This window comes from Synechococcus sp. R50.1 (assembly GCF_047462115.1).
Lineage (GTDB): Bacteria > Cyanobacteriota > Cyanobacteriia > Thermostichales > Thermostichaceae > Thermostichus.
Genome location: NZ_JANSIN010000025.1, coordinates 13,207 through 37,708, shown reverse-complemented (window position 1 = coordinate 37,708; position 24,502 = coordinate 13,207). Strand labels below are relative to the sequence as shown.

The 24,502-nt window shown below is 57.8% G+C and carries 25 protein-coding genes, 1 tRNA gene, 1 other RNA gene and 1 pseudogene; 17 read left to right on the top strand and 11 right to left on the bottom strand.

Features of this window, described 5'->3' with window-relative positions; translation table 11 throughout:
* Window positions 1–554 precede the first annotated feature (554 nt).
* The 6 genes from NW870_RS08050 to NW870_RS08025 all read left to right on the top strand — a co-directional run bounded on the left by NW870_RS08050 (window position 555) and on the right by NW870_RS08025 (window position 4,871).
* Window positions 555–662 (top strand): PetM family cytochrome b6-f complex subunit 7, encoded by a 108-nt coding sequence (locus NW870_RS08050; protein ID WP_414329137.1) that lies wholly within the window; start codon window positions 555–557, stop codon window positions 660–662.
* 113 nt (window positions 663–775) lie between these two features.
* Window positions 776–1,750 (top strand): ketopantoate reductase family protein, encoded by a 975-nt coding sequence (locus tag NW870_RS08045; protein ID WP_414357946.1) that lies wholly within the window; start codon window positions 776–778, stop codon window positions 1,748–1,750.
* 199 nt (window positions 1,751–1,949) lie between these two features.
* Complete coding sequence (locus NW870_RS08040; RefSeq protein WP_011432494.1) at window positions 1,950–2,717, top strand: SDR family oxidoreductase; 768 nt, start codon at window positions 1,950–1,952, stop codon at window positions 2,715–2,717.
* A gap of 72 nt (window positions 2,718–2,789) precedes the next feature.
* Window positions 2,790–4,049 (top strand): sensor histidine kinase, encoded by a 1,260-nt coding sequence (locus tag NW870_RS08035; RefSeq protein WP_414357944.1) that lies wholly within the window; start codon window positions 2,790–2,792, stop codon window positions 4,047–4,049.
* A 154-nt stretch (window positions 4,050–4,203) separates the two neighbouring features.
* Entirely contained in the window at window positions 4,204–4,467 is a 264-nt protein-coding gene (locus NW870_RS08030; protein ID WP_011432496.1) for a helix-turn-helix domain-containing protein, read from the top strand.
* A gap of 143 nt (window positions 4,468–4,610) precedes the next feature.
* Window positions 4,611–4,871, top strand: coding sequence for a hypothetical protein (locus NW870_RS08025; protein ID WP_414357942.1), 261 nt, complete (start codon window positions 4,611–4,613; stop codon window positions 4,869–4,871).
* Window positions 4,872–4,950: 79 nt separating this feature from the next.
* Here the strand turns inward: NW870_RS08025 and NW870_RS08020 are convergent, their stop codons facing one another.
* Window positions 4,951–5,835 (bottom strand): acyl-CoA desaturase, encoded by an 885-nt coding sequence (locus tag NW870_RS08020; RefSeq protein ID WP_414374769.1) that lies wholly within the window; start codon window positions 5,833–5,835, stop codon window positions 4,951–4,953.
* 259 nt (window positions 5,836–6,094) lie between these two features.
* Between NW870_RS08020 and NW870_RS08015 the strand changes: the two are divergent.
* Window positions 6,095–6,301: pseudogene (locus tag NW870_RS08015) on the top strand (helix-turn-helix domain-containing protein); the annotation flags it as partial.
* Between the two features lie 539 nt (window positions 6,302–6,840).
* Here NW870_RS08015 and rnpB read toward each other — a convergent pair.
* The 3 genes from rnpB to NW870_RS08000 all read right to left on the bottom strand — a co-directional run bounded on the left by rnpB (window position 6,841) and on the right by NW870_RS08000 (window position 8,902).
* Window positions 6,841–7,271, bottom strand: an RNA gene (rnpB, locus tag NW870_RS08010) — RNase P RNA component class A.
* A 32-nt stretch (window positions 7,272–7,303) separates the two neighbouring features.
* Window positions 7,304–8,527, bottom strand: a complete 1,224-nt coding sequence (locus NW870_RS08005; RefSeq protein WP_414374767.1) for a C45 family autoproteolytic acyltransferase/hydolase — start codon at window positions 8,525–8,527, stop codon at window positions 7,304–7,306.
* Between the two features lie 21 nt (window positions 8,528–8,548).
* A complete protein-coding gene (locus NW870_RS08000; protein WP_414357937.1) occupies window positions 8,549–8,902 on the bottom strand; it encodes a rhodanese-like domain-containing protein in 354 nt (117 codons plus the stop codon).
* 111 nt (window positions 8,903–9,013) lie between these two features.
* Between NW870_RS08000 and NW870_RS07995 the strand changes: the two genes are divergently transcribed.
* The 3 genes from NW870_RS07995 to NW870_RS07985 all read left to right on the top strand — a co-directional run bounded on the left by NW870_RS07995 (window position 9,014) and on the right by NW870_RS07985 (window position 12,894).
* Complete coding sequence (locus NW870_RS07995; protein WP_414357935.1) at window positions 9,014–9,961, top strand: nucleoside hydrolase; 948 nt, start codon at window positions 9,014–9,016, stop codon at window positions 9,959–9,961.
* A 9-nt stretch (window positions 9,962–9,970) separates the two neighbouring features.
* Entirely contained in the window at window positions 9,971–11,113 is a 1,143-nt protein-coding gene (locus tag NW870_RS07990; RefSeq protein ID WP_414374766.1) for a BMP family lipoprotein, read from the top strand.
* Between the two features lie 242 nt (window positions 11,114–11,355).
* Window positions 11,356–12,894, top strand: a complete 1,539-nt coding sequence (locus NW870_RS07985) for a right-handed parallel beta-helix repeat-containing protein (protein ID WP_414374765.1) — start codon at window positions 11,356–11,358, stop codon at window positions 12,892–12,894.
* 333 nt (window positions 12,895–13,227) lie between these two features.
* Here NW870_RS07985 and ndhI read toward each other — a convergent pair whose 3' ends face one another.
* The 4 genes from ndhI to NW870_RS07965 are packed head-to-tail and all read right to left on the bottom strand — an operon-like array spanning window position 13,228 to window position 16,499.
* A complete protein-coding gene (gene ndhI / locus NW870_RS07980; RefSeq protein WP_414374764.1) occupies window positions 13,228–13,860 on the bottom strand; it encodes an NAD(P)H-quinone oxidoreductase subunit I in 633 nt (210 codons plus the stop codon).
* A 38-nt stretch (window positions 13,861–13,898) separates the two neighbouring features.
* On the bottom strand, window positions 13,899–15,020 hold the full coding sequence (gene nuoH / locus NW870_RS07975; RefSeq protein ID WP_414331864.1) for an NADH-quinone oxidoreductase subunit NuoH: 1,122 nt from the start codon (window positions 15,018–15,020) through the stop codon (window positions 13,899–13,901).
* A gap of 56 nt (window positions 15,021–15,076) precedes the next feature.
* A complete protein-coding gene (locus NW870_RS07970; protein ID WP_414374762.1) occupies window positions 15,077–15,280 on the bottom strand; it encodes a hypothetical protein in 204 nt (67 codons plus the stop codon).
* 34 nt (window positions 15,281–15,314) lie between these two features.
* Window positions 15,315–16,499 carry an NAD(P)H-quinone oxidoreductase subunit H gene (locus NW870_RS07965; RefSeq protein ID WP_041437160.1) on the bottom strand — a complete coding sequence of 395 codons (1,185 nt, stop codon included), beginning with the start codon at window positions 16,497–16,499 and terminating at the stop codon, window positions 15,315–15,317.
* 170 nt (window positions 16,500–16,669) lie between these two features.
* Between NW870_RS07965 and NW870_RS07960 the strand changes: the two genes are divergently transcribed.
* Entirely contained in the window at window positions 16,670–16,993 is a 324-nt protein-coding gene (locus NW870_RS07960) for a DUF3288 family protein (RefSeq protein ID WP_414374760.1), read from the top strand.
* Window positions 16,994–17,063: 70 nt separating this feature from the next.
* On the opposite strand, the gene NW870_RS07955 is transcribed toward NW870_RS07960, so the two are convergent.
* Together NW870_RS07955 and NW870_RS07950 are read right to left on the bottom strand one after the other, a co-directional pair.
* Entirely contained in the window at window positions 17,064–17,621 is a 558-nt protein-coding gene (locus NW870_RS07955) for a carboxymuconolactone decarboxylase family protein (RefSeq protein ID WP_414374758.1), read from the bottom strand.
* Between the two features lie 165 nt (window positions 17,622–17,786).
* A complete protein-coding gene (locus NW870_RS07950) occupies window positions 17,787–18,041 on the bottom strand; it encodes a hypothetical protein (RefSeq protein WP_414374756.1) in 255 nt (84 codons plus the stop codon).
* Window positions 18,042–18,100: 59 nt separating this feature from the next.
* Here NW870_RS07950 and ureG point away from each other — a divergent pair, with 59 nt between their 5' ends.
* The 5 genes from ureG (at window position 18,101) to NW870_RS07925 (ending at window position 22,376) form a co-directional block, all read left to right on the top strand.
* Window positions 18,101–18,763, top strand: a complete 663-nt coding sequence (gene ureG, locus NW870_RS07945) for an urease accessory protein UreG (protein WP_011432513.1) — start codon at window positions 18,101–18,103, stop codon at window positions 18,761–18,763.
* Window positions 18,760–19,563, top strand: a complete 804-nt coding sequence (locus NW870_RS07940) for an urease accessory protein UreD (RefSeq protein WP_414352216.1) — start codon at window positions 18,760–18,762, stop codon at window positions 19,561–19,563. Before ureG ends, NW870_RS07940 begins: the two co-directional genes overlap by 4 nt.
* Before the next feature lie 51 nt (window positions 19,564–19,614).
* A complete protein-coding gene (locus NW870_RS07935; RefSeq protein ID WP_414356074.1) occupies window positions 19,615–21,129 on the top strand; it encodes a hypothetical protein in 1,515 nt (504 codons plus the stop codon).
* A gap of 58 nt (window positions 21,130–21,187) precedes the next feature.
* Window positions 21,188–21,267, top strand: a tRNA-Leu gene (locus NW870_RS07930).
* Between the two features lie 497 nt (window positions 21,268–21,764).
* Entirely contained in the window at window positions 21,765–22,376 is a 612-nt protein-coding gene (locus NW870_RS07925) for a Ycf51 family protein (RefSeq protein WP_414374754.1), read from the top strand.
* Here the strand turns inward: NW870_RS07925 and NW870_RS07920 are convergent.
* Window positions 22,304–23,185, bottom strand: a complete 882-nt coding sequence (locus NW870_RS07920; RefSeq protein ID WP_414356071.1) for an alpha/beta fold hydrolase — start codon at window positions 23,183–23,185, stop codon at window positions 22,304–22,306. The two genes, NW870_RS07925 and NW870_RS07920, sit on opposite strands and share 73 nt — an antisense overlap.
* A 400-nt stretch (window positions 23,186–23,585) precedes the next feature.
* Between NW870_RS07920 and NW870_RS07915 the strand changes: the two genes are divergently transcribed.
* Window positions 23,586–24,338 (top strand): hypothetical protein, encoded by a 753-nt coding sequence (locus tag NW870_RS07915; RefSeq protein WP_414356069.1) that lies wholly within the window; start codon window positions 23,586–23,588, stop codon window positions 24,336–24,338.
* Window positions 24,339–24,502: the final 164 nt, after the last annotated feature.

The following is a 24,502-nucleotide window of genomic DNA, read 5'->3' as shown; positions in this document are numbered from 1 at the left end:
CTGTCGCGCTTGAGCCAGTCATCGACGATGTCGAACCATCCTCGCTCCTGACGCACGCGCCCTACCGCTATGGTCATCTGAACTACTCCTTAAAGACATCTAAATGAATGAGGACGTTAATGAAACTACAAAGTTTGCCTCTTCGAAGCAAGAGCGGAGCCTAGGTATAAAGACTCAACCCTCGGGTCTTTTGCCTCAGTTTCTTTGAACGGCTCTTTGGCGAGAACTGCCTGGGAACTTTCCAGTGGGTTAGAATTCCCAGCGCTCCAAGACCCTATCGAGAACCGTTTCCAGGGCTCACGAGGCCCAACAGAGCATTCGAGAGCCACCGGACAAGTTTTACGGCTGTAGGCATTACAATTTAGCCTATGCCGGTAAAGACTTGTAAATTGCTTTCATTATAGAGGTGGATAGCCGGATCTTATCAAGTCCAAGAGAACGCCTGTTTTTCCAGGAGCTAGGTTTGGGTCGCTACACCGCTGGAGTGAAGGCCAGGGCTGGGGATCCGATATCCTGAGAAGGCGATGTATCCCATTTGCGAGGAAGCTGAATCTATGGCTGGCGAGATCTTCACCATTGCTGGACTCTGCATTGTGCTGACCCTGGTGGGCGTGGCACTTGGATATGGGATCCTGAGGGTGACCCAAGGGGGGGCAGAGTAAAGCTGTCGAGGATTTCTCCCGGGCCCGGTATCGGGCCTTGTTACAGCTCCATGTCAATTCCATGTCAATTGGCCACCTGGATATGAGGTGGGTGGCGGAAAGATGATAAACTCATGAAGATTTGTATCGTTGGTGCTGGGGCGGTGGGAAGTCACTTGGCCATATGCCTGGCTCGGTCTGGCTTTCCCGTCAGTGTCGTGGCCCGTGGAGCTCACCTGCAGGCCATCCGCACCCAAGGTCTAAAGCTGATCCGGCAGGGGGATCCCTCCCAAACCTGGGTGGAGCACTTGACGGCCACCGACGATCCGGCTGCCCTGGGCCCACAGGACTGGCTGATAGTGACGGTCAAGGCCCACAGCTTGCCGCAGCTTGCCCCTCGACTGGGATCCCTGTGTGGCCCCGACACCCCCATTGTGATTGCCCAGAATGGTATCCCCTGGTGGTACTTCTACCGGCATGGGGGCGAGTTTGAGGGGCATTCCCTGACTTCCGTGGATCCAGAAGGGGTTATCGCTGCCCATCTGCCGATAGAGCGGGTGATCGGCTGTGTGGTGTATATCGCCGTGCAGTTGGCAGAGCCAGGAGTGGTCTTGCACACAGGGGGTGGGCGCTACATTCTGGGGGAGCCGGATGGATCCCTGTCAGGACGGCTGCAGTCCTTGGCCGCCATCTTTGAACAGGCGCAGCTTTCCACCACCCTCACCTCGCAGATTCGGGCCGAGATCTGGCAGAAACTGTGGGGCAATGCCGCCTTCAATCCCATCAGCGCCCTCACCCGGGCTGCTCAAGATGAAATTGCCCAATACCCACCCACCCGTGCTTTGGTTCGGTCGGTGATGCAGGAAGTTGAGGCTGTGGCCCAAGCTCTGGGGATCCGGCTGCCGGTCTCTTTGGAAGAGCGGCTAGAAGATGCAGCCCGCGTGGGATCCCATCGCACCTCGATGCTGCAGGATATTGAGCTGGGGCGACGGACGGAGATCGAGGCCATTGTGGGAGCCATCACCGAGCTGGGGCGTTTAGTGGGCGTGCCCACTCCCCATTTGGATACCCTGTACGCTTGTGTCAAGCTGCTGGAGCGCTCTCTTTAAGGAGCTTTTGCAGGAAGCGGTAGCGTCGCTACCGAACAGCAGCGAAACGATTCGTTTGCTGGATCCCAGGCTCCCCCCTGGGGAAGTGGCTCGAACTCTAGAATGGCTGTAGCCTCGAACTGACGAGGAAGCTGAAGGTGGCTGTCCATTTTTCTCCGACTCAACCCAACTGAAATCACAGCATTTGAATTAGCAAATAATGATGCTTGAAAACTCCATCGTGCTCATCACCGGAGCCAGTAGCGGCATTGGGGCCGCTTGTGCCACCCTTTTTGCCCGTTCTGGAGCCCGCCTGATTCTGGTGGCCCGCCGTCAGGATCGGCTGCAGGAACTGGCTGGGGAATTGCAGCAGGCTTACGGCACTCCTTCCTACCTGCTGGCTTTGGATGTGCGGGATGGGGCAGCCGTGCAGCAGGCGCTTCAATCTTTGCCCTCGCCGTGGGCCAACATCGACATCTTGGTCAACAATGCCGGTTTAAGTCGTGGCTTGGACAAGCTCCACATGGGGGCCTTGCAAGACTGGGAAGAGATGATCGATACCAACCTCAAGGGTCTGCTCTATGTTACCCGCGCCGTTTTGCCCGGCATGGTGGAGCGAGGTCGAGGCCATGTGGTGAACATCGGCTCCATTGCCGGTCGGCAGACCTACCCAGGTGGCGCTGTGTATTGCGCTTCCAAGGCCGCTGTGCGAGCCATCTCTGAGGGGCTGAAGCTGGATTTACTGGGCACCCCCATTCGCGTCACCGAGATTCAGCCGGGCCTGGTGGAAACCGAGTTCAGCCAAGTGCGCTTCCGTGGGGATCGCGCCCGCGCGGCAGCAGTGTATCAGGGCCTCACCCCCTTGACGGCGATGGATGTGGCTGAAGTGGTGGTGTTTGCGGCAACCCGTCCCCCCCACGTGAACATCAGCGAGATCTTGCTTGTGCCCACCGACCAAGCCAGTACCACCCTCGTACATCGTCGATAAGAGGCCGGCAACCGGGCTTTCGCCTCCACTCTTGCTTCCCTGAGCGACAATGGCAGCAAAGGTGGTGGGAACATGGGACTGGAAGCCGGGATCCTGATCGGGTTGGGAATCGGTTTGCTTTGCACGTTGCTCCTGCTGTGGCAAAGTCGGCGTCGTTTCAGCCGCGAATTGCAACGGTTGGGATCCCTGGTGCATCTGGCCATGCCCCTCCACTCCCTGGAACAGATGCTCAGCTTGCTCAGCCGTTATCTTCGCCAACAAGATCTGGATTGGGCCAACCAAAAACAGCAACTGCAAAACTGGCAATACCTGAGTCAGCGGCTCCCTTGGGGATATCTGCGGGTAGACGAAAACAACGTGGTGCTGGAGTGCAATCCTGCCGCCCAGCGCCTGCTGCGCATCAGCCAATGGCAGCCGGGCATCAAGCTCTTGCTGGAATGGGTGCGCTCCTATGAGTTGGATCAGCTCATCGAGGCTACCCGCCGACAGGAGACCGCTGCTCCTGTCCAAAGTCGCGAATGGATTTTCTACCCTTCCGGTGGGGATGGCAAACCGATTCCGCTGCGGGCTTGGGGGTTGCTCCTGCCGCAAGCGCACGTGGCCATTTTTTTGGAAGACCGGCTGGAAGCAAAAATGCTGGCCCAACAGCGGGATCGCTGGGCTTCGGATGTGGCTCACGAGCTGAAAACCCCCCTCACCTCCATTCGCTTGCTGGCCGAAACTTTACAAAGCCGGGTCGATGCCGCTCAGGCAGTCTGGGTAGAACGATTGCTAAATGAAACTCTGCGCCTGAGCCGTTTGGTTCAAGACTTGCTCGAACTCAGTGCCCTCAATCTGGGAGCCGCATCCCGCTCTCAGTGGCGCTGGGTGGATCTGGCAAGTCTGGTGCAGGAAGCCTGGCAAAGTTTGGAGCCGTTGGCCAAACCCCGCCACCAGGAACTGCACCTGAGCGGATTGTCCCAGATTTACCTCTGGGGAGATGAGCAACGCCTATACCGCCTCATCCTCAATCTCTTGGACAACGCCGTCAAGTATGGCAAGCCCGACTCTCCTATCCATGTGGTGCTTTCGGAGCAGGGATCCCAGGTGCAGTTAGAGGTGTATGATCACGGCCCCGGCCTGCCAGAGGATCAATTTGAGTTGGTCTTCCAGCCCTTTTACCGCACCGACACTGCGCGGGCCCGCAGCAAAGGCGGAACTGGCCTAGGGCTGGCAATTGTGCGACAAATTGTCGAAGTTCACGGGGGCACCATCCAACTGCGCAATCACCCGCAAACCGGTGGGCTGTGGGTTCAGGTGGAACTGCCCCGGAAGCACCTGGATCCCTTGTGAAACCCGCCCGAAGACGCTCGCGTCAGTGGCCCGCAGCCAGAATCTGGACGAGAATCGCTCAAGATTTCCCTGCTGCAGGGCTATCCATCCCAGGGGTGATCCCCTAGAATTGGGGTAGGTAATCTTTACAGTTCATCTTAAGCAGGCATTCGGAATGGGTACTGACTATCATTCCGCAGACTTGTTGTCCGAACGAGAGCTGCAGGTCATTGAGTTGATTGCAGCAGGACTGACCAATCAGGACATCGCGGAACGCCTAGAGATCAGCAAGCGCACCGTTGACAATCACATCAGCAATATTTTGAGCAAGACCCGAACGGCAAATCGGGTGGCCTTAGTACGCTGGGCCTTGCAATGGGGAAAGATTTGCCTGGATCAGGTAAACTGCTGCACTTTGGTCGATGACAAAATTGCTTAGTCCCATCCCATTTTGCCGGTCAAGTCCTCGCCCCAGAGTTTTGCATAGAGGACTCTTTTACTTTTTGCAGTGATTGCATAATCCGGAAGTTACTTGGGTTGTCTTGAGTTATACCCTGGGCTACGTTGATCGGGCTGTCATTCGTGAGCACTCCCAAAATGAAGCGCTACGCTATTCGCTACGATTCTATGCCCCTGATGGTTTATCGGGAATTGGCTGCCCATTTGGCTTGTGTTTCAGGGGTGAAAACGGAGCTGGAGTGGAAAAAAAACTCCACCTTTCGCTACCAAGACAGCCAAATAGAGGCATTGCATATTCATCAAGAACCCGATGCCGACATAGAACAAATTAAGCGTATTCTTGACCACTATGGAGCGTGGCAGTATAGCCCCTTAGAAGACTAGCTCTCTCTGCAACCCAAAAGGGATCCCCAGGGATAGGGATCCCCGGATGATTCCTCTGCAAGGTCTGGGAAAAACCAGTTCAGCGAGCAGCTTGGCCTTGGGCAGGCAGGTGCAGCTTACGAGCCAGGCCCAATCTCGCCAACAGCCAAATGGCCCAGTAGGTCATGTCGATCTCCCACCAACGCAAACCGGCCTTAACGCACTTCGGGTCGGCATGATGGTTGTTGTGCCAGCCTTCACCATAGGTTAGAATGGCCGCCCACCAAAGGTTACGGGCATTGTCGTTGCTCTCGAAAGTCCGGTAACCCCAGAAGTGGCTGGCCGAGTTGATTAACCAGGTGCAATGCAGTAGCAGCACTGTCCGCACGAAGATACCGTACACGACGAATGACCAGCCCCCCAGCAGGTAGAGTATCGCGGCCAATGGCAGCTGCAGAAGCAGGGCGTACCTATCCAGCCAGCGGTAGAAGGGATCCCGAGCCAAGTCGGGCGCAAAGGCAGAATACTTCTCAGGGTTGAAAAATTCTTCGCGGTGGTAGATCAGCCAGAGTATGTGGCTCCACCAAAAGCCCTTACGAGCAGAATAGGGATCCCTCTCCTCATCTTCGGTAAAGGCGTGATGCTGACGGTGGCCACCCACCCAAAAGATCGGCCCCCCTTGAACGGCCAGGGCACCGAGAGTCGTGAAGACATATTCCAGCCACTTGGGCACCTGGAAACTACGATGGCTGAGCAGGCGGTGGTACCCCAAGCAGATGCCTAAGCTGCCGAAACACCAGTGGAGAAACAGGGCTACCCCCAGAGCAGGCCAGGAGAAGAAGAAAATGCCTCCCACCAAAGCCACCACGTGAAAAATGGCAAAGAAGAGCACATGTTCCCAAGCAAACCGAAAGGACTCTTGGGGCTCGGGCCGATTGAGCGGAGCGGGATGATTCAGCGATTGGCGAGAAAAAGAAATGGTCATGGACCCACAAAACCTCAGAAGAAGAAGTAGACTAGACTGACTAGGAAAGAGCCAAAACACAAAGCCCAAGTTAAGGCCGCCGGATAACAGCGGCCCAACGTGAAAACGGAGTCAAACCCCTGAAGACACCGCCATAGCCAGCGGTGACTTGCTATGTGCTCCGCTGTGATGAACTTGGCTACACAGGAAGAAGAGGAGCAGAGGCAACGCTGCAGACATCCTCTCGCTTGACATTAAGCCTAGCGGTATTCCACCGTAAATGCAAGCGTCACTTGCAGCCCGCCGCAATTCTTCAGGTTTTCTCCTCACTATGGCACGTCCTTCTTCTCGGCAAAGGCTGCTGAATGCGGCTCGGGAGCTGTTCGTTCGTCAGGGCATCACCCAGACCACCACCCGTCAAATTGCGGATTTGGCCGGAGTGAATGAGGTCACCCTGTTTCGGCACTTCGGCACCAAGCAAGGGTTACTCCTGGCCGTATTTGGGGAGCTGGGGGTCTTTTCCGGCATAGCCGATCTGCCCCTGAAGGCGGATCCCGCCCCCTCTCAAGGCTCTGGGTTACAAGCCATTCTCCTGCGCTACGTCCACACCTGTTTTCGGGCTTTGGCCGATAATCCTGAACTGGTGCGCTCCCTGGTCGGGGAGGCTGGCCTTTATTCTGAGGAACATCGTCGCGCCTTGCGGATGGGTTTTTCTCAGGCCCAAGAACAGCTGACAGAGTATTTGCGGCGATTTCCCAACTCTGAGTTGCAATCTGTCGAGCCAGATCGCCTTTATGCAGCCGTTGGGGTTTTGCATGTAATGATTTTGGGAGCAGCAATGTTGGCGGTAACTGCCGAGTTGCCTTCCGTTGGCGCCGACGGAACCGAGCCCTCTGTTGAGGGGCAGCTATCGGATGAAAAATCTAAAAAATCAGAGAAAGGCGCCGAAACCGCCAGGATCCCCCCCCTTCTGCAAGCCTGCGTGGAGCTGTGGATGGCAGGCGTGACCCAACAGAGACCAGATAGAAAAGAGAGGAGGTTGTAAGCCGGGTTCTGTAGTGCAGAGTTGCACTGGCGATCATCCATCTGGGAGTGATGTTGCCATCACCCTCTAGCGGCTCACCACCATCGAGAGCACCCTTCCCCGCTTTGGGTACCGTGATCTCGATGCAGCCAACAGGGGCGAAGAACAGCCATGATCCTGCGGCTGCGGCCTTGCTTTCCACCGGGGTTTACCGAGCCAACGCCTCACGACGTTGCTGGTGGGCTCTTACCCCACCTTTGCACCCTTACCTGTGCTGGGATCCCAGCCATCGGCGGTATGTTTCTGTGGCACTATCCTCGCGGTTACCCGCACTGGGAGTTTCCCCAGCGGTGTGTTCTTCTGAAAGCCCGGACTTTCCTCATCCCGCTGTCTGGTGGCGACAGCAAGGACGCGATCGCCTGCCCCTCCTCTCTCTTCAGCTCGATCCTACTGCATCTCCCAAACCTAGAAAATCCCGGAAATCGGTACAAACTCCACTTGATCGGGAATGTTGGGGGCCAGGTGTAAGATTTGCCGGTTCAAATCCATCACCACAGCCGCCACGCTTTCGGTGCGATCCCAGACGGGCAGATGGGGATCCGGATGGCGGCAGATGCAGTGGGGGGCATTCGTCCGGTCTTGTAGGATTTTTTGAAGAGCGACCGCGTCTAGGGTTCCCGTTTGAGCACTCTGGCGAAGCAAATGATAGGCCCGTTCTAGCCTTGTGGAGGATCCTATATGGGGGGGCAGCTCATCTTCTCGCAAGGCCGGATCCAGGAAATGATTGGTGTGGGCGAGGATCCCTCCTTGAGGGAGATGCAGGCCAATTCCTCGTGGACTGATTTCAAAGCTGGTCGCCTTAGCGGGCTGTAGGCCTGTCGCCTGTCCTGTAATACCGGCAACGCTGACACAAGAGGAGGCGGTGTAGGGGTAGGATCTCACCCTCTCCACAGCTTGCTGCCACTCCTCACACTCCAACAACAAGCGCAATAGCAAATGCACCGGCATTCCCTCGGTTTGCCCATCTAGGGTAGAGCGCAAGAGGTTGAGGGCTACGGCCAACCCTGCTTGATTGAGGCCAATTTTGGCCAGGATCCCAGCTTCGGTCAGGGTGAGGTAGGCAGGGTGGGTATCGGAGTGAACGCGCAACAGCACACAGGCCCTGCGCTGCTCCCCAAGCCAATCCCAGGTTTGGGCCAAGTAGGTGTGGTGGGTGGAGGTAGCCTGGGGCAAGGCCGCTAGGGTAGTACATTCTCCCCCATCCGGGTTGGCTTGGGCTGGATCGATGAGATCAATCCCCTTGAATTCATGAGCAGGATCCGGTGGGTGCTGGGGCACCCCGTTTTGGAGATTGTGTTCCAGAGCAGCGGCGCAGTCGGGATGGGATCCCCTGGGAACCGATCTGGATAAAATTTCGGTGCGCAAATTGAGGGCCAGAATCTCGGCGAAACGGAAGTCACTCCCCGCGGCAATGCCTTGGATTTCTTCCAGCAGGTGGGGCACGTGGCGCTCTAGCCAGGGCAGGGATCCCTCTGCTTGGGTCTGGGCCTGCTGCCAGGTGAGACCACAGCGGTAGGCAAATTGGCGGGCGTAACTAGCAATGCTGTGGCGAATGAGTTGGGCCGCCTGGGATCCATACTGTTGGCCTCGTTGTTGGGGATCCCCCTGCAGATGAAGAATGGGGAACATGGTGCTGGTTTGCCCGTGACCTCAATAGGTGGGCAGGGAGGGATCCACCTCACAAGCCCAAGCGTGAATGCCGCCGCTGATGTTATAAACCTGGGTGAACCCGTTGGCCTGTAGCCACCGGCTCATCTGAGCAGAGCGGATGCCATGATGGCAGAGCACAAAAGTTGGCTGATTCGGATCCAGCTCTGTGAGGATCCGTTCCCTCCATTCCTCGTACCGGCTCAAGGGGTAGTTGCGAAAGCCTAAAGCATTCAAATTCACCAGCTCCAGCTCTGCCGGTTCCCGCACATCGATCAATTGCAGAGGCCCAGCCTCGGGATCCCGTAGGTGTTGGGCCATCTGTTGCGGCGTAATGGAACGGATGGAAGAGGACATCAATCGACTCAAGCCTACACGGATCCCCTCTCAAGATACACCGGCTCAATGGCTGCCCTGAGACTGCCTGCAAGGGTTAAGATGACACCTTGATTTGGGCTTAGCCTGTGTATGGCTGTGCAGCGCTTTTTGATCGACACGGATACGGCGGGAGATGATGTCACCTCGTTGCTCTTTGGGTTGCTCTGGCCCAACAGCAGTGTGGAAGCGATCACCGTCTGTGCTGGCAATTTGCACCTGGAACAATGCGTTGAAAATGCTCTCTATACCCTGGAGGTGGCGGGAAAAGCTGGGATCCCGGTCTATCCCGGGGCCAGCAAACCCCTGGTGGGCAAGCTGGTTACAGCGGCCTACGTCCATGGAGAAGACGGCATGGGCAATTCTTTTTTCCCCAAGGCCAGGCAGCGCCCGGAATCGCTTTTCGCCCCGACAGCCATTGTGGAGCTGGCCAACCGCTGGGCCGGAGAGCTGCAGATTATCGCCCAAGCCCCCCTGACGAACCTGGCTCTTGCCTTGGCTCAGGATCCCAACCTACCTCACAAAGTGAAAAAACTCTGGATCATGGGTGGCACCAACCATGCTCTCGGCAACATCACACCGGCTGCCGAGTTCAACTTTTACGTGGATCCGGAAGCGGCCAAAAAGGTGTTGCAGGCTGGATTTGAGGTGGTGCTGTCCCCTTGGGATCTGGCGGTCAGCGATGGCTTTTTGACACGAGAAGAGCTAGAACCGATCCTCTCCCTGGATACTCCCCTCAGCCGCTTTTACTTAGCGGTGAACCGGGTGGCCTGGGAGTTCAACCGCTCCCATCCTGAAGGGGGAGGTCTTGACGGCATCACCCATCCCGATTCTTTAACCATGGCCATGGCTTTGCAGCCGGAACTGATTGGCCAAAGTTCCCGTCACTATGTGGACGTGGAATGTTGCGGAGAGCTAACTCGCGGCTATAGCTTGGTGGATCGCCTAGGCATTCTGGGTCGGCCTGCCAATGCTGAGGTTGTGCTCAGAGCGGACAAAATGGCTTTTCGAGAGATGCTAATCAAGCTACTGGGGCGATAGGAAACCATCATGATGCGCAAAACCTTGGGGATCTCTTGGGTATTAACGGGGATATTGACGGGGCTGTTCGTTCTCAGCAGTGCCGCTCAGCCTCAAATACGGGTGGGTATTGCCTTTGGAGAAGGGGGCAAAAACGATCGCAGCTTCAACCAATCGGCGGCAGAAGGGGCGGAACGCGCCAAGCAGGACTTTGGAGTGCAGGTGTTCGACTTTGAGCCGACGGATCCCTCCCAACTGGGGCCGGGGGTACGCAAGTTTGCCGAAGAGGGGTTTGATGTAGTGATTGGGGTGGGCTTTGCCCTGGAACCGGCTGTTACCGCCAGTGCCGCTGAGTTCAAAGAGGTGAAGTTCGGCTTGGTGGACGCAGTTTCCCCCGAAAAAGACAACGTGGCCAGCCTCCTCTTCCGAGAACATGAGGGATCCTTTTTGGTGGGCTACATTGCCGGCAAGCAAACCCAAACCGGTGTAGTCGGCTTCTTGGGGGGCATGGACATCCCCCTGATCCACAAGTTTGAGGCGGGCTATCGAGCCGGGGTGGAATATGCCTGCGCCGAAGACGGCATCACCTGTCGCGTCATTGCCAACTATGTCGGGACTACGCCCGCCGCCTGGAACGATCCGGCCCGAGCCAAAGAGATCGCTGCTGCCCAAAAAGCCCAAGGGGCCGACATCATCTATGCCGCTGCCGGGGGATCCGGCCTGGGGTTGATCGACTTTGTCAAGCAAGAGAGATGCCTCAGAGCCTCCGATCTGCCCGCCGGGGTGAGTTTCATTCGGGATCCCTTTGCGGAAGTGCCCAAGCCCGCAGATTATGCCAGCCTCTGCAGTGGGGATACCCGTCCGCTGTTCTTTATCGGTGTGGATGCTAACCAAAACTACCTGGGGGATACCGATAACAACCCTGCCACCCTCAACCACGGTCTCACCTCGATGCTGAAGAGGGTGGATGTGGCCACCTATGAAGTGATTCGCAGCGTGGTGGAAGGCAACTTTGTCGGCGGCATTCAAACCTTTGGCCTGGAGAATGAGGGTGTCGGCTATGCTCTGGATGAGTACAACCAAGCCTTGCTCCCGGCAGATTTGGTGGCCGCCGTGGAAGCGGTGAAGCAGAACATTATCGCCGGAACCCTCCAAGTTCCTGAAGAGCGCTAGATTTTTGAGATTTTTGTTGCCGATTGATGATTGATTGCGGATCCCTTGCGAAGCCTTGACTGAGGAGGGGATTCGTTAGAGGATGCTTTTGCTGAGGGCATTGGATCCCAGCTTGGCCATCTGTACCTTGACCCCGTGGCAGTTGTTTGTTGCTCTGACAACCTTGACCGCTAAGCGCTTGAAAGGGCTTTCCACCTATGCTTGGCCAAGTATCCAAATCTGGTTGGGGGATCTGTTCAGCCTTGCTGCCTCTGTTGGCGGGGGTTGCCCTCGGCTGTGGGGGTGGCGGCGGCAGTTCTCCACCTCTTCCTCCGCCAGGTGGCGGGCCCATCATCCTGAGAGTGGATCCGGCCAGTGGCCCCTTTACCAAACTGGCAGACGCAGTTGCAGAGGCGCAGCGACTTCAGACTGCCACAGCCGGCCTGGAGGTGCTGATCGAGATTTTGGGGACGGGCAGGGAAACTTTGCAAAGCAACCTGGCCCTGGATGGCGGCGATGGCACCAACGGCGGTCGCATTCGCATCACCAGCTCCACCGCCTATGAGATCCTGACCGGGCTCTTTGACGTGATTGTAGCCGGCCAAACCAGCCTGCAGGGGGTGGACGTGGTGCTGGGAGGTGGACGGGTGCAGGTGAACAACGGTACCTTTCAACCGGGCAAGGTCACCCTTAACGACCCCCGCTCCAACATCTTGGTCAACGGCAATGCTGCAGTTCTGGAGGGGGCCTTGGGTCAGTTAGCCCAGATCTTGTGCCAGCAATTTTTGGATCCCTGTGTGCAGATCTCTGGGAATGGCCGGGTCAGCCGTGTCTCGCCGATTGTCAGTAAAACGGGTGGGGTGGGCATAGGCACTGTGCCGGGCAGCAATCCCACCATTGAAAACAACACGATCCTCCTCCAGGCTTTGGGGGCTTTGGCCGTTCGCTATGGTGACAACTCCGGCGGGATCTTCCGCAACAACCAAATCGAAGGGGATCCACCCACGGCTGGAGCCGGCTTGGTACTGCAGGCGCGGCAAGCAGGTACGAGTGGCACTACCGGGATTCAGCTGGATGGGGCAGGCTCAATTCCATCCATTCAATCCAACCGGATCGGCGTGGGTGGGATAGCCGGGAGCGTCGGCATTCGCATTTTGCAAGGAACACAAGCCCGTACCCTTTCTGGAAATACATTTCTGGCTCGGGGCGAGGGCATAGGGATAGCAATTCAAGCAGCCCCCGGCACCCCAGATGCGGTAGTTGCAGCCTACCTGGCCGACAACACTTTCCAAGGAAACTTTGCTCAGAGGGTCACTGGGGAACCTGCGCCCACGCCAACTCCTACCCTGAGGCCACCACCAACTCCTGCACCGACACCCTCTCCCACTCCTGCACCGACACCCTCTCCCACCCCCACACCTCCAGTATTGGGCACCGGCCCCATTCAAGTTACCTTGAGTTGGAACACCATCGATGACCTTGACCTGTATGTTACGGATCCCACGCAGCAGACCGTGTTTTTTAACAACCGAATTGTCCCTTCTGGAGGACGGCTGGATGTGGATGCCAATGCCGACTGTGTTGCCGTAACCCAAAATGCTGTGGAGAATGTCTTTTGGGCTTCCACCCCGCCCTCAGGGCCATACTTCATCGAGGTGAGATTGTTCCGGCGCTGCTCCCAATCAACTGCTCCCATTCCCTTTACCGTAACGGTTCGCAAGAGCGGAAACGTCGCGCAGACTTTTAGCGGCTTGGCCACATCCCCTGGCTTGGCGGGTAGGTTTACGTTTTCCTTCCCCTGAAGTTAGCCAAGGCTGGCAGCCATCTGCCCTGCCCACGTATGGCCATTTTGGTTCAGACTAGGACACCACACCTATACTCATACTCAGATCTTTGATTGCAGATCGCAGGGTTCAGAAGACCTTATTTCTGCGCCCCAGGCATCTCATTCCCACTAAGGACAGCTCCAACTTCGCGGCCTCGACGCTTTTTCTGGCCATCACCTTGCGGCAGCGGGCGATGCTGGAAGGCAGTCCCACAAGTTCAAACAGTCACATCCCCTGGGAAAGGGGCTAGGGGTGGCGGACAGCGGCGCGGAGCGCTTTGCGTCAGCATGAGTGCGGGAGTATGTCACGCTATTCCGCAGCAGCCTTGGCTGCTTTCGCTTCGGCTTCCTTAGCAGCTTTGGCCGCTCTCATTTCCGCCAGAATCTCCTCCGGTCGTTTGCCAGCCCGCTGGGATCCAGCAGGCAAGTCGTGGGGATCGATCACCCCTTTGGGCAGATAGGCAAACTCCCGCAGTGGGGTCACCATTGGGTCCTCAGTTACCTTGGAGGGCAGACGGCCCATCGCCACCTGATGGTAGTTGAGGTCATGGCGGTCGTAAGCGGCCAGCTCATAATCCTCGGTTACCGAGAGGCAGTTGGTGGGGCAAAACTCCACACAATTGGCGCAGAAAATGCACACCCCGAAATCAATGCTGTAGCTGTAAAGCTCCTTTTTCTTCAGCTCTGGGTTGTAGGCCCAATCCACCACCGGCAGGTCAATTGGGCAAACTCGAACACAGATCTCGCAGGCAATGCACTTGTCGAACTCGAAGTGGATGCGTCCCCGAAAGCGCTCAGAGGGGATCAGCTTTTCGAAGGGGTATTGCACGGTTACCGGGCGCCGGCCCATGTGGTCGAAGACAACCCCCATCCCTTGGCCGATGTACTTGGCGGCTCGGAAGGCATCGCCCACATATTCTTTGACACGCCTGAGAAACGTCATGACCTATGTTCTCCCTCTCTTGCCTCTTTACTTCTCATTCAACCCCCAAAAAAGGTGGGGAAGGCGAGCTTTAGGGCTGCCGTCAGCAGCAAGTTAACAAAGGATACAGGCAGCAAAAACTTCCACCCCAAGTCCAGCAGTTGGTCAATGCGCACCCGCGGCAAGGTCCAGCGCAGCAGGATGGCCAAGAAGATGAAGATAAAAGCTTTGACCATCGTCATGACAATGCCTAAGGCCGCCGCGCCGATCTGCAAGAAAGGGTTATCCAAAGGAATCCCGGCAAGTGCAGCAATCGTTTCCACCGGCACCACAAACGACCAACCCCCCAAGTACAGCACTGCCGCAATCAGAGAAGCCAGCAGCAAGTTGGCGTAGGATCCCAGATAAAAGAGGGCAAACTTCATGCCGGAGTACTCCGTTTGGTAACCGGCCACCAGCTCTTCTTCTGCTTCCGGCAAATCGAACGGGATCCGCTCCGTTTCCGCCAGAGCCGAGATCAAGAAAATCACAAAGCCAATGGGCTGCCGCCAGACGTTCCAGCTCAGAATGCCCAGGCCGCTCTGCTGCTCCACGATCCCCACCGTGTCCAGACCGTTGCTCATCAGCACCACGGCCAACACTGACAGGGCCAGCGGCAGTTCGTAGCTGATCGATTGAGCTGCCGCTCGTAGCCCACCCAGCAAGGAGTACTTGTTATTGGAACCGTAGCCCGACATCAACAAACCGATGGGTTGCACGCTGGAGGTGGCGATCAGGAAGAACACGCCAATGGCAATGTTGGAGATCAATAGGTTCTGGCCAAAGGGAACCACCAGGTAGCACAAAAAGACGGGCAGGAAAACCAATATCGGCCCCAGCGTAAACAAGACTGGGTCGGCCAAGATGGGCAGAACATCTTCTTTGGTCAGCAGCTTGATGCCATCGGCAATCGGGATCAGCACCCCCTGAGGGCCGGCCATGTTGGGGCCAATCCGCTGTTGGGCTGCTGCCGAGATCTTGCGCTCCAGCCAAGTCATGACCATCACCCCCAAGGTGGCGGCGATGATCAGCAGCAACATCGGCAGGGGCATCCAGAGGGCATGGGCTGCACCTGCTCCCAAGCCTAGGTTCTGTAGGGCAGTCTCGAAGCCAAGTTGTAGGTCGATACCAGCGTTTGTCATGGGGGTGAGTAGCTCCCTAGAGACGGTTGGTCAGGTAAGGTTCGGGATCCCTGTAGCTAAGTTTTCCCGTTGGGATCCGATTGGGGGGGACGGTTGCGGCGGCGTAGCTCCTGCTGGATGATGGCCTGAAGGCGAGCATCAGATAGCTCTTCCGCGCGGCGGCGCCTTTCCTCTTGGTACTTAGCCCATTGCTTGGGGCCGATAACCGCAGCAATGATAGACACAATCAACAGCGGCAGAACCAAGATCGCCCAGGCCATCGCCTTTGTCCTCGCTTTCCGTTCTTAGCGATTCCTAGCGATCCACCTCGCCCATGATGATGTCAATGCTGCCGAGGATGGCGATCATGTCGGCTACCTTCATGCCGCGAATGAGCTGAGGCAGTACCTGCAAATTGACAAAGCCGGGGGGGCGGATCTTCCAGCGCCACGGGCAAACGTTGTCGTCTCCCACGATGTAAATGCCCAGCTCTCCTTTGGCGCTCTCCACGCGCACGTAGGCTTCCCCTTTGGGGATCTTGAAATTGGCGGAAGGCTTTTTGCTGATGAACTGGTAGTCCCCTTTGTTCCACTCCGACTTCGGCCCCTCCAGCATCCGCTTGGCTTCCAGGTTTTCAAAGGGGCCTCCTGGCAAAGCCTTGACGGCTTGCTGCACGATCTTGCAGGACTCCCGCATCTCTTTCATGCGCACCCGATAGCGGGCCAGGCAATCCCCTTCGGGGTAAACGGCCACCTCCCAGTCGAAGTCGTCGTAGCACTCGTAGTGATCCACTTTGCGCAGATCCCAGTTGACGCCGCAGGCCCGCAACATGGGACCCGACAGACCCCAGTTGATGGCGTCTTGCTTGGAGATGGCTCCCACCCCTTCCAGCCGCCGGCGGAAAATCGGGTTGTCGGTAACCAGCCGCTCGTATTCATCCACTTTGGGCAAGAAATACTCGCAAAAGTCTAGGCATTTTTCCGTCCAGCCGTAGGGCAAGTCCACCGCCACGCCGCCTACCCGGAAATAGTTGTTGTTGATCAGGCGCATGCCGGTGACGGCTTCAAACAAGTCTAGGATCCACTCCCGCTCCCGCATGGCGTAGAGGAAGGGGGTTTGGGCGCCCAAATCCGCCAAGAAGGGACCAAACCAAAGCAGGTGGTTGGTGATGCGGGTCAGCTCCAACATGATCACCCGCAGGTAGCTGGCCCGTCTGGGCACGCTGATCCCGGCCAGTTTCTCAACGGCATTGACGGTGATGGCCTCGTTGAACATGCCGGCCCCGTAGTCCCAACGGGAGACGTAGGGCAGGTATTGCACCACCGTGCGGTTTTCGGCGATTTTTTCCATGCCGCGGTGCAAGTAGCCAATCACCGGTTCGCAATCGACGATGTTTTCGCCATCTAGGGTGACTAGCAAACGCAAAACCCCATGCATAGAGGGATGGTGCGGCCCAAAGTTGAGCAACATCCGGTCGGTACGGGTCTCGATCATGGGCATGGGCATAGCCGCCGCCTCCGCAACTGAAGAATGTTCATGGTCTGCAACATTTGCAGTATAGCGGTTTTCTTCTGCCTTCTCGGGATCCCATGCCATCAAGGATCCCAATCCTCGATATTGAAAGTCTCCAGGGGAACTCAACTAGAGTGAGAGAAAAAGGAGGGAGACCGATGGCTATATCCCGTTCACCCGCGAATGGCCCATCCCGGAGAGAGCAGCAACATCCGCAGTATGCCACCGACCGGGCTGTGCTCGATGAGCTGATGGTGCAGGCTCAGGAGAGGCCCCTCTCCGAGTGGGTGCTGGCGGAAGTTGCCCGTTTGCGCATCCGTTACCACGGTTTCCCCGGTGCCTGGGATCTGCAGCGGGATTTGGATCAGATCTTGGAACAGTGGGGCATGAGCGAAGAAGAGCTGTTCGCCCAGACCCGCCAGATCCATGCCCGCGGCCAGGTGTACAACCGCAGCTTTAGCACGCGAGACGACTGGGCCTAGAGGCAGGCTGGGGGGCGGGATCCCTCACCCCCATCCCCTCTCCCTCTGGGAGAGGAGAGCCCGCCGCTACCTAAGAGACGTGAAGTTGCTCGGCAAAGACGGGATCCAAAGGCACATCTAGGGCGGCAATCACCTTGGTCCAGAAGTTCATAAAGCCAATCCAAGCCGATAGCTCCACCAGATCTTCATCTGACCAAATGGCTTTTAGCTGGGCAAAGAAGCTATCGGTGACCACCATGCTGGGCACGGTCATCCGCTCAGCGTACTCGATAGCCAGCTTTTCCGCCTCGGTGTAGAGGGTGCTGGTGCGGGCCTGGGCCACCGCCGCAATTTTGGCCGGGGTAGCTCCGTACTTTTGCGCCTGCAGGGTGTGGTAGGGAAGGCAGTAGTGGCGGCAGCCGTTGATTTGGGCAATGCGGATGCTGACCAGCTCCTTCAGCTCTTCAGGCAAGTTGGGGTTTTGGGTGTGCAGCGCCCCGTACAGGTTCATCACGGCTCGCATCAGTTGGGGCTTGTGGGCCATCACCTGCAAGGGGTTCAGGGCGGTGCCGTAGGTTTTTTCCAGGCTTTCGTAAACCTTTTGCAGTTGCTTATCGGCTTTCTCTGGGGTAACAGGAGGGATCCGCATGGACAGTCTGTAAAATTGCAGCATTCTCGACTTTAGCGCGTCTGGGGGATCCGCCCAAGCCTGAGGGGCGCTTCACGGTCTGGGGGAGGGATCCCTTCTCCCGTTGAGAAGGGGGCCTTGGTCTTTTGGTTTCGTTCCAGACACTCCTGCAGGGCTTGCAACCTGTCAAGGATTGCCCAAGGATTGCTCAACGGCTTCCACCTGCTGCTGGGTGGTTGTGGCCCCTTGGTTGAGGGTTTGCTGCAGTTGATCCCGCGATTGGTAAATCTGCAGCGGCCCACCTTGAGGGATCCCTTGCTGGGCAGCTTCTGGGCTGGCTTGCTCTGGTCTCGGCTCCGAACTCAGCGGGTTGCGATAGAGGCGGTTAACCAGCAAAAATCCCACCAGCACCACAGCAGTTGCCACCAAAAGCCGAACCATACTCGGATCCCTTGCAAGCATCTGGTTCTAGAATGCCCAAAAAGAGGAGCAGGTATCCGATGTCGGGCAAAGTTGCGCAAACTTCCCAGCCGGTACGGGTTGGCATTGGCGGCCCGGTGGGATCTGGAAAAACCGCTTTGGTGGAAAAGCTCTGCTTGGCGCTGCGGGACCACCTGTCTTTGGCGGTGGTGACCAACGATATCTATACCCGCGAGGATGCCGAGTTTTTGGTGCGGGCCAAGGCCCTGGAGGCAGAGCGGATCATTGGCGTAGAGACCGGCGGCTGCCCCCACACCGCCATTCGGGAAGATGCCTCCCTCAACCTAGACGCCATTCAGGAGCTGGAGCGCCGCTTTTGCCCCCTGGATCTCATCTTGGTGGAATCGGGGGGGGACAACTTGGCAGCTACCTTCAGCCCGGAGCTGGTGGACGCCTGCATTTACGTCATCGACGTGGCCGAAGGGGACAAGATCCCGCGCAAAGGCGGGCCGGGGATCACCCGCTCCGACCTGCTGGTGATCAACAAGATCGATCTGGCTCCCTATGTGGGAGCAGACTTGGGGGTGATGGAACGGGATGCCCGTCGCATGCGGGGAGATAGGCCCTTTGTCTTTACCAACCTGCGCACGGGTGAGGGGCTGGAGCAGGTTCTCAGTTGGCTGGAGCGGGAGGTGCTGTTTCGCCCCATCAAGGCCGACCCCCCCTCGGTGAGCCGCCTGTGAACTTCGGTAAGGCCATCTTGAAGGCAACCCGCCGAGGCGACCATACCCACATTTGGGAGTATTCTCAGGCTCCCTTGCAATGGCTGGGATCCCCTGGGGAGCCACCTGTGTACTACCTGCGCAACCCCAACGGCGGCCTGCTGGGTGGGGATCGCCACCGGATCGAGATCGGGCTGGGGCCAGGCTCGGCGCTGGAAATTCGCACCCAAGGGGCAATGCGGCTACATCCCGGCTTGATTCGGCAACAGGTCAAGGTCAAGCTGGCCCCCACCAGCCAGTTGATCTGGATCCCTCACCCGACCATTCCGGGGGCAGGGGCAGACTTTCGCCAGCAGGTGCAGATCGAACTGGATCCCACAGCCCGCCTGGCCTATGCCGAGATCTGGACTGCCGGACGGCTGGCCATGGACGAACGCTGGCAGTTTGAACATCTTGCCAACTGCTTGCAAGTTTGGGTCACTGCTGGGATCCCATCCTCCCCCGAGGGGAGAAAACTCTGGCTGCAGGAACACATAGACCTGCACTTTCCCCATCGGCAGGTCTCCGCCGCGTCAGTGCTGGGATCCCATCTCTGTTGGGGATCCCTGTACTTGCTGGGGGATTGGCCGGAACCCACTTGGCTGACCGTTCACATCAGCGGAACGGAGTCCCCATACTGGCTGGTCAAGTCTCCGGATCCCATCTGTAAGGGTTGGATTCTGCGCCAGGTGGGGCCACAGGCAGAGGCCATTTGGCGGCATTTTGGCCAGGTTGCACTACAGCTTGCTCAAGCCAAGGGTGGCTCACCCCAGGGGTGGTAGACTAAGGCTGACTCAAACCAACCGGTTGACCCAAGGCCGAGACGGAGTCCTTTGAACGCTGCTCAACGGATTCTCAGACGCTCTGTCCTCAGGGGGCGAAGTCGCTGGCTGCTCCTCTACGAGAAGGGGATGGCCCTGCTGGCCCTGAGCAACCTGTGCTTGGTGCTCTTCGACATGAGCTATGTGCCTGGGCGAGATTTTTGGCTCCAGGGTCGGGTGCAAATTTTTGGCGCCTTTGGTCCTCCCATTCCGCTGCCGATTCTCTCCGAAGAAACCAGCCGTTCCCCGGTGACCGACCTATACGATCCCATCAAAGGTATCGAGCCCAACCCCGAAACCCAGCGCTACTTGGCCTTGGTGGATGAGCTGCGCCAGGTTACCCTGCGGTTTGGCGTGGAGTCGGAAGCGGCAGCACCAATCCTGGCCCGCTTGCGGGAGCTCAGCGACGAGATGATTGAGACCAATCCCTTTCAGGGCGCCAACAAAACTGGCCAGTTTGTGCGTATCCTCAATTTGATGCGGGAGCACATCCCAGAAGCCGACTCTGCCAGAGCCGCCTTTGCCCGCTTTTGGACTGCTGAGTACTTGGCCGGCGCCGATCCCGCAGATGGAATTGAATTTTTCCAGACCCGGCTGCGCCCCCTCTTTGAGACCAACTATTTCCGCCCCATTGGTGAGAGCGGTAACCCTGTTGACTTTTTCCCGGTGCTGGATTTTCCCTTCGTGCTTCTGTTTGGGCTGGAATTTTTGCTGCGCACGGTGGCCATCAGCCGTCGCTACACCGGCGTCAATTGGCTGGATGCTATGCTCTGGCGTTGGTACGATGTGCTGCTGCTGCTGCCCTTTTGGCGCTGGCTGCGGGTGATCCCCGTCACCATCCGGCTGGGACAAGCACAGTTGCTGGATCTGGAGCGGGTACGCGCCCAGGTGAGCCAGGGCTTTGTTACCAACTTCGCCGAGGATCTGACGGAAGTCATTGTTGTGCGGGTGATTAACCAAATCCAGGTATCCATTCAGCGGGGATCCCTGCCCCTGCTGCCGGCAGCGCGTACCCAGCGCGACTACATTGACATCAACAACACCAACGAGCTGGAGGCGATTGCCAACCTGGTTTTTCGCATTGTTCTCTACCGCGTTTTGCCCCAGGTGCAACCGGAATTGCAACAACTGCTCCGCTACAACCTGGATGGCCTGCTCAAGCAGTTGCCTGCCATGCAAACTCTAGAACAGCTTCCCGGCCTGGGATCCCTGCCTGGCCAACTGACGGAGCGCCTGGCCAACGAGCTGACCACCACCACCTACAAAACCCTGACGGGCAGTTTCGAGGATCCCGTCGGCTCCAAGCTGGCAGCGCAACTGATGCAGCGGTTTGGTGAAGTCTTGGCACGAGAACTCACCCAGGAGCACGCTTTGGAGGAAATTCGCTCTCTCCTGCAAGACTTGCTGGAAGAGATCAAGATCAACTACGTCGAGCGGCTATCCCACGAGGATCTGGAGGAGGTGATGGAGCAAACCCGCCAGCTTCGGCAAAAGGCCCAGCAACTGGAGAAAGACCGCCGCAACTAGGGTTGGGAGGATTGGTTGACGAGGTTTCGCCAGTTCAGTAGGATAATGTTTCCAGGTCGGGCGAGTGGCGAAACTGGTAGACGCACCGCACTCAAAATGCGGCGGGAAACCGTGTCGGTTCGAATCCGACCTTGCCCATGATTTTTAGTCTGCTGTGACGAGCTGTAAGGCTCGCTGCTTTCTGGGTTTGGTAGGTTGATCCCTCTCGCCTCTTCTCACCAAAGACCCAGTGATAGAAACGGCCAAGCCCTTCTGGAGTAGGTTGTAGGGCATCTTGCGTCCAGATCCTGAATAAGCTTCGTCTTGACTTGAGACAAAGGCAGCCTTTCGCGGCAGCGGGATGGAGGTCTTTTGGGTAACCTGTCACTACGAGCCTACCGGCTAGATAAGGAGGGCGTGAAGATCTGAAACAAGTGGTACCACGAGATAGACCAAGCTATGTTGGCCCGGCGATGTTCTGAGGGCTACTCTGCCCAACACCGTTCGCGGCAGCAGGACGGGATCCCTAGATAGGGCAGTTAGAATCGCGCTTACCCTGCACTTAGAGATGAAGCTCTAGGGGGTGACATACTCCCGCACTCATGCTGATGCATAGAGGGCAGGGCTTCCCGGCAGTCTAGCTAAACTGGGGAATTATGGATGGAACTTTAGAGTCTTTCTTTGCCTCTGCCACCCGAATTGGGCTAGGTCTGGCAGGCTTGCTGGCTGTGCTCACCCTGCTGGCCTGGATCCGCAATTGGCCCTTGAAGTTTGCGCTGGTGGGCTACACGGCGTTTGCGCTGGTTTTAACAGCGGGATGTTTTGCCCTCAGCTTGGGGCCGATCTTTCGCTCCCGCATTCCCGGTGCTGCCCCCTACACCACCGTCTATGACCAAGGGGCGGATCGAGCGGTTATTGCTGTCAGCCCGGATATCACCCCAGAGCAACTGATCCTCACCCTGAAGCAGGCGGCCAGCGATTTGGGATCCCCGGGCCGCTTCTCCACCGGTTCGCCGGTGTTCACCTTGCGGGCCCGCACCGTCATCCATCCCGAGCCGGGAGTTTCCGAGCCGTTGCTCTTGGGCACGCTGCAACAGCCGTTGGGAAAGCGCCTGCGCACCCCAGAAGAACAACAGCAGCAGCAGATCCATCTGGAGGAAGAGGCCTTTGCCCGGCTGCGGAAGTTGGCCCAGGGTCAGGCTTCTGCCGCCTTGTCTGCAGAGGGAGCGGAAGAGCCAACCACCGGGATCCCACTTGCCCAGTCTTGAGCGCTGAGCCAGCGGCGCAGATCCTGTCCCACCCGGTCGGGGATCTCCCAGGGAAAGAGATGAGCCACGTTGGGATAGACAATGCAGGTGCAGTGGGGCAGGGCGCGGGCTGTGGCCAGGCTGCTGTTGGCGGTGATGTGGCAATCCTGCTCGGCGGCCATGAGCAGTACCGGGATGCGAATTCGGTGCAGATCTCCCTCGCGGTTGTAGCCCCGTTGCAAAGCGGCGCGCAGAGCTTGGCGAGCCTGGGGGGAGGTGTGCAGATAGGCGGGCAAGGCCATGTGCGCCAAATACCGATAGGCCGTTGGGGTCTGTTGCTGCATCAGGTAGCGGTAAAGGGAGCGACGGCCAAAGGTCTCGATGTTCCATTCCCAGCCGGGCCAAAGCCAGTTGAGCAGCGAGGCAACGCCGGTGTTGACCTGATCCCAAAAATCGGTGGGGGGATGGTTGCTGCGGGGGCAGGCGGCACTGGCCACCAAGACCAAACCCTTTACCCGCTGCGGCAGACGCAAAGCCAACTCCAGGGCCAGGATCCCGCCCAAGGACCAGCCCAGAACCAGACACTCCTGCCAGCCCAGGCGATTGAGCAGTAATTCCAAATCCTCCAGGTGCTCCTCCATCTCGAAGGGATCCACCACCTGCGAACGTCCATAGCCGCGCAGATCTGGCGCCACACAGGGGTGCATTCCCGCCACTGCCTCTGCAAATACCGCCATGCAGTCGGCATTGCCCGGATGGCCGTGGAGCATCAAGATTGGGAGGGAGGGGATCCCTTCTCCCCAAGTACGATAGTGGAGCTGCAGGCCCATCGCTTGACATTCTCCCTGCCCTAAATGGCAAGGATTCTTTCCCAGGTTGCAGGATGACTCCTAACTTTCTGAGCTACACCACCCTTGCAAGTGGTGGGGGATGCTATGACGCCACCTACTGGGATGAACTCCCAGATACTTTCCCTGTTGACACTGCGCCCTATTCAAGTTGGCGGAGTTCGTTCAACACCATAGCACAAAGCCGCCCTGGTCGCGTCAGCGGGCCGTAGGCCTTAGGGCGGGGCTTGCAACCCAGTTTTCTTGGTCAAAGCTTCTCTTCTGCCCCTGTTTTGAAACTGATCCGAGGCCAATACCCTATTTTTCTCCCTGCCTAGTGCCTCTCTGGCCGATGTCGGGTAGATTTGGCGGTAGCCATCGCTGAAGAATCGGTCAACGCTTTATGAACAGCCCGATCCAGGATTGTGAGCCCCCCGTTTCACCTCGCTCTGAGCAGGGCAGTCTGGGTTGGAGCCTTCCCCTGAAAGGCTTGGGATTTGGCTTGTTTTTCGGATCCCTAGTTTGGGCAGGATGGGCAAGTCAACTCCAGCTATGGGCCCAGCCGGTCGAACAGCAACCTCAGGAAGAAGTCCTTGTGCCGGGGCGCAATCTGGATCCTGGGGCGCAAATCCGGGTGCGTAACGAGCTGGTCAAGATCTGTGGGGACTATCGTTGCGAAGGCTATCGCTTTTCGGTACGGGTACCGATCAGCCCTGAAGACACCCTGGAAACTCTGCTGGGGCGGCTGGATACGGAGATGCTGCGGGAGGTGGATCGGGTGTTTCAAACTCGGCCCGATTTGAATCGAGTCATTGTCGATGGCTACGTCTTCTCGGGTACTCCCGCTTTTGTCAGCCGGGAAGTGCTGCTGCAAACAATGTTTGTGCCCCGTCACCGTTGGGAAGTGGGGCGCTTTGGGCCAGAGCAAGATGCGATTTTCTATGCCGAGCTGTTGGGACAGGTGACGCCCTTTCTAACTCCATCCCCAACCCCCACGCCTACACCTGGGCCTGTGCCTGGAGAAGGTGTGCCCCCTCTGCCCCCGCCTCCTGGGGAAACTCCTCCCATAGAGGCAACGCCTACCCCTCAAGAAACCCCAGCCCCTCCGCCTCCGCCCCAAGGGGATGTGATCCAGCGGCAGCCGATTCAGCCCTGAGGGGGTTATGGGGTGGCTAAGTCTGGGTTGTGAGGGATCCTCAGGATCCCTTGTTTTGTGACCAGGCCAGTGCCCTCCCAGTTGTCGCGGGGTTGAGTCCTGAGCCGAGGTGATCTAGGCTTCAAAAGTGGAGGGATCCCTCCAATTCATTGCTTGACTGGTGT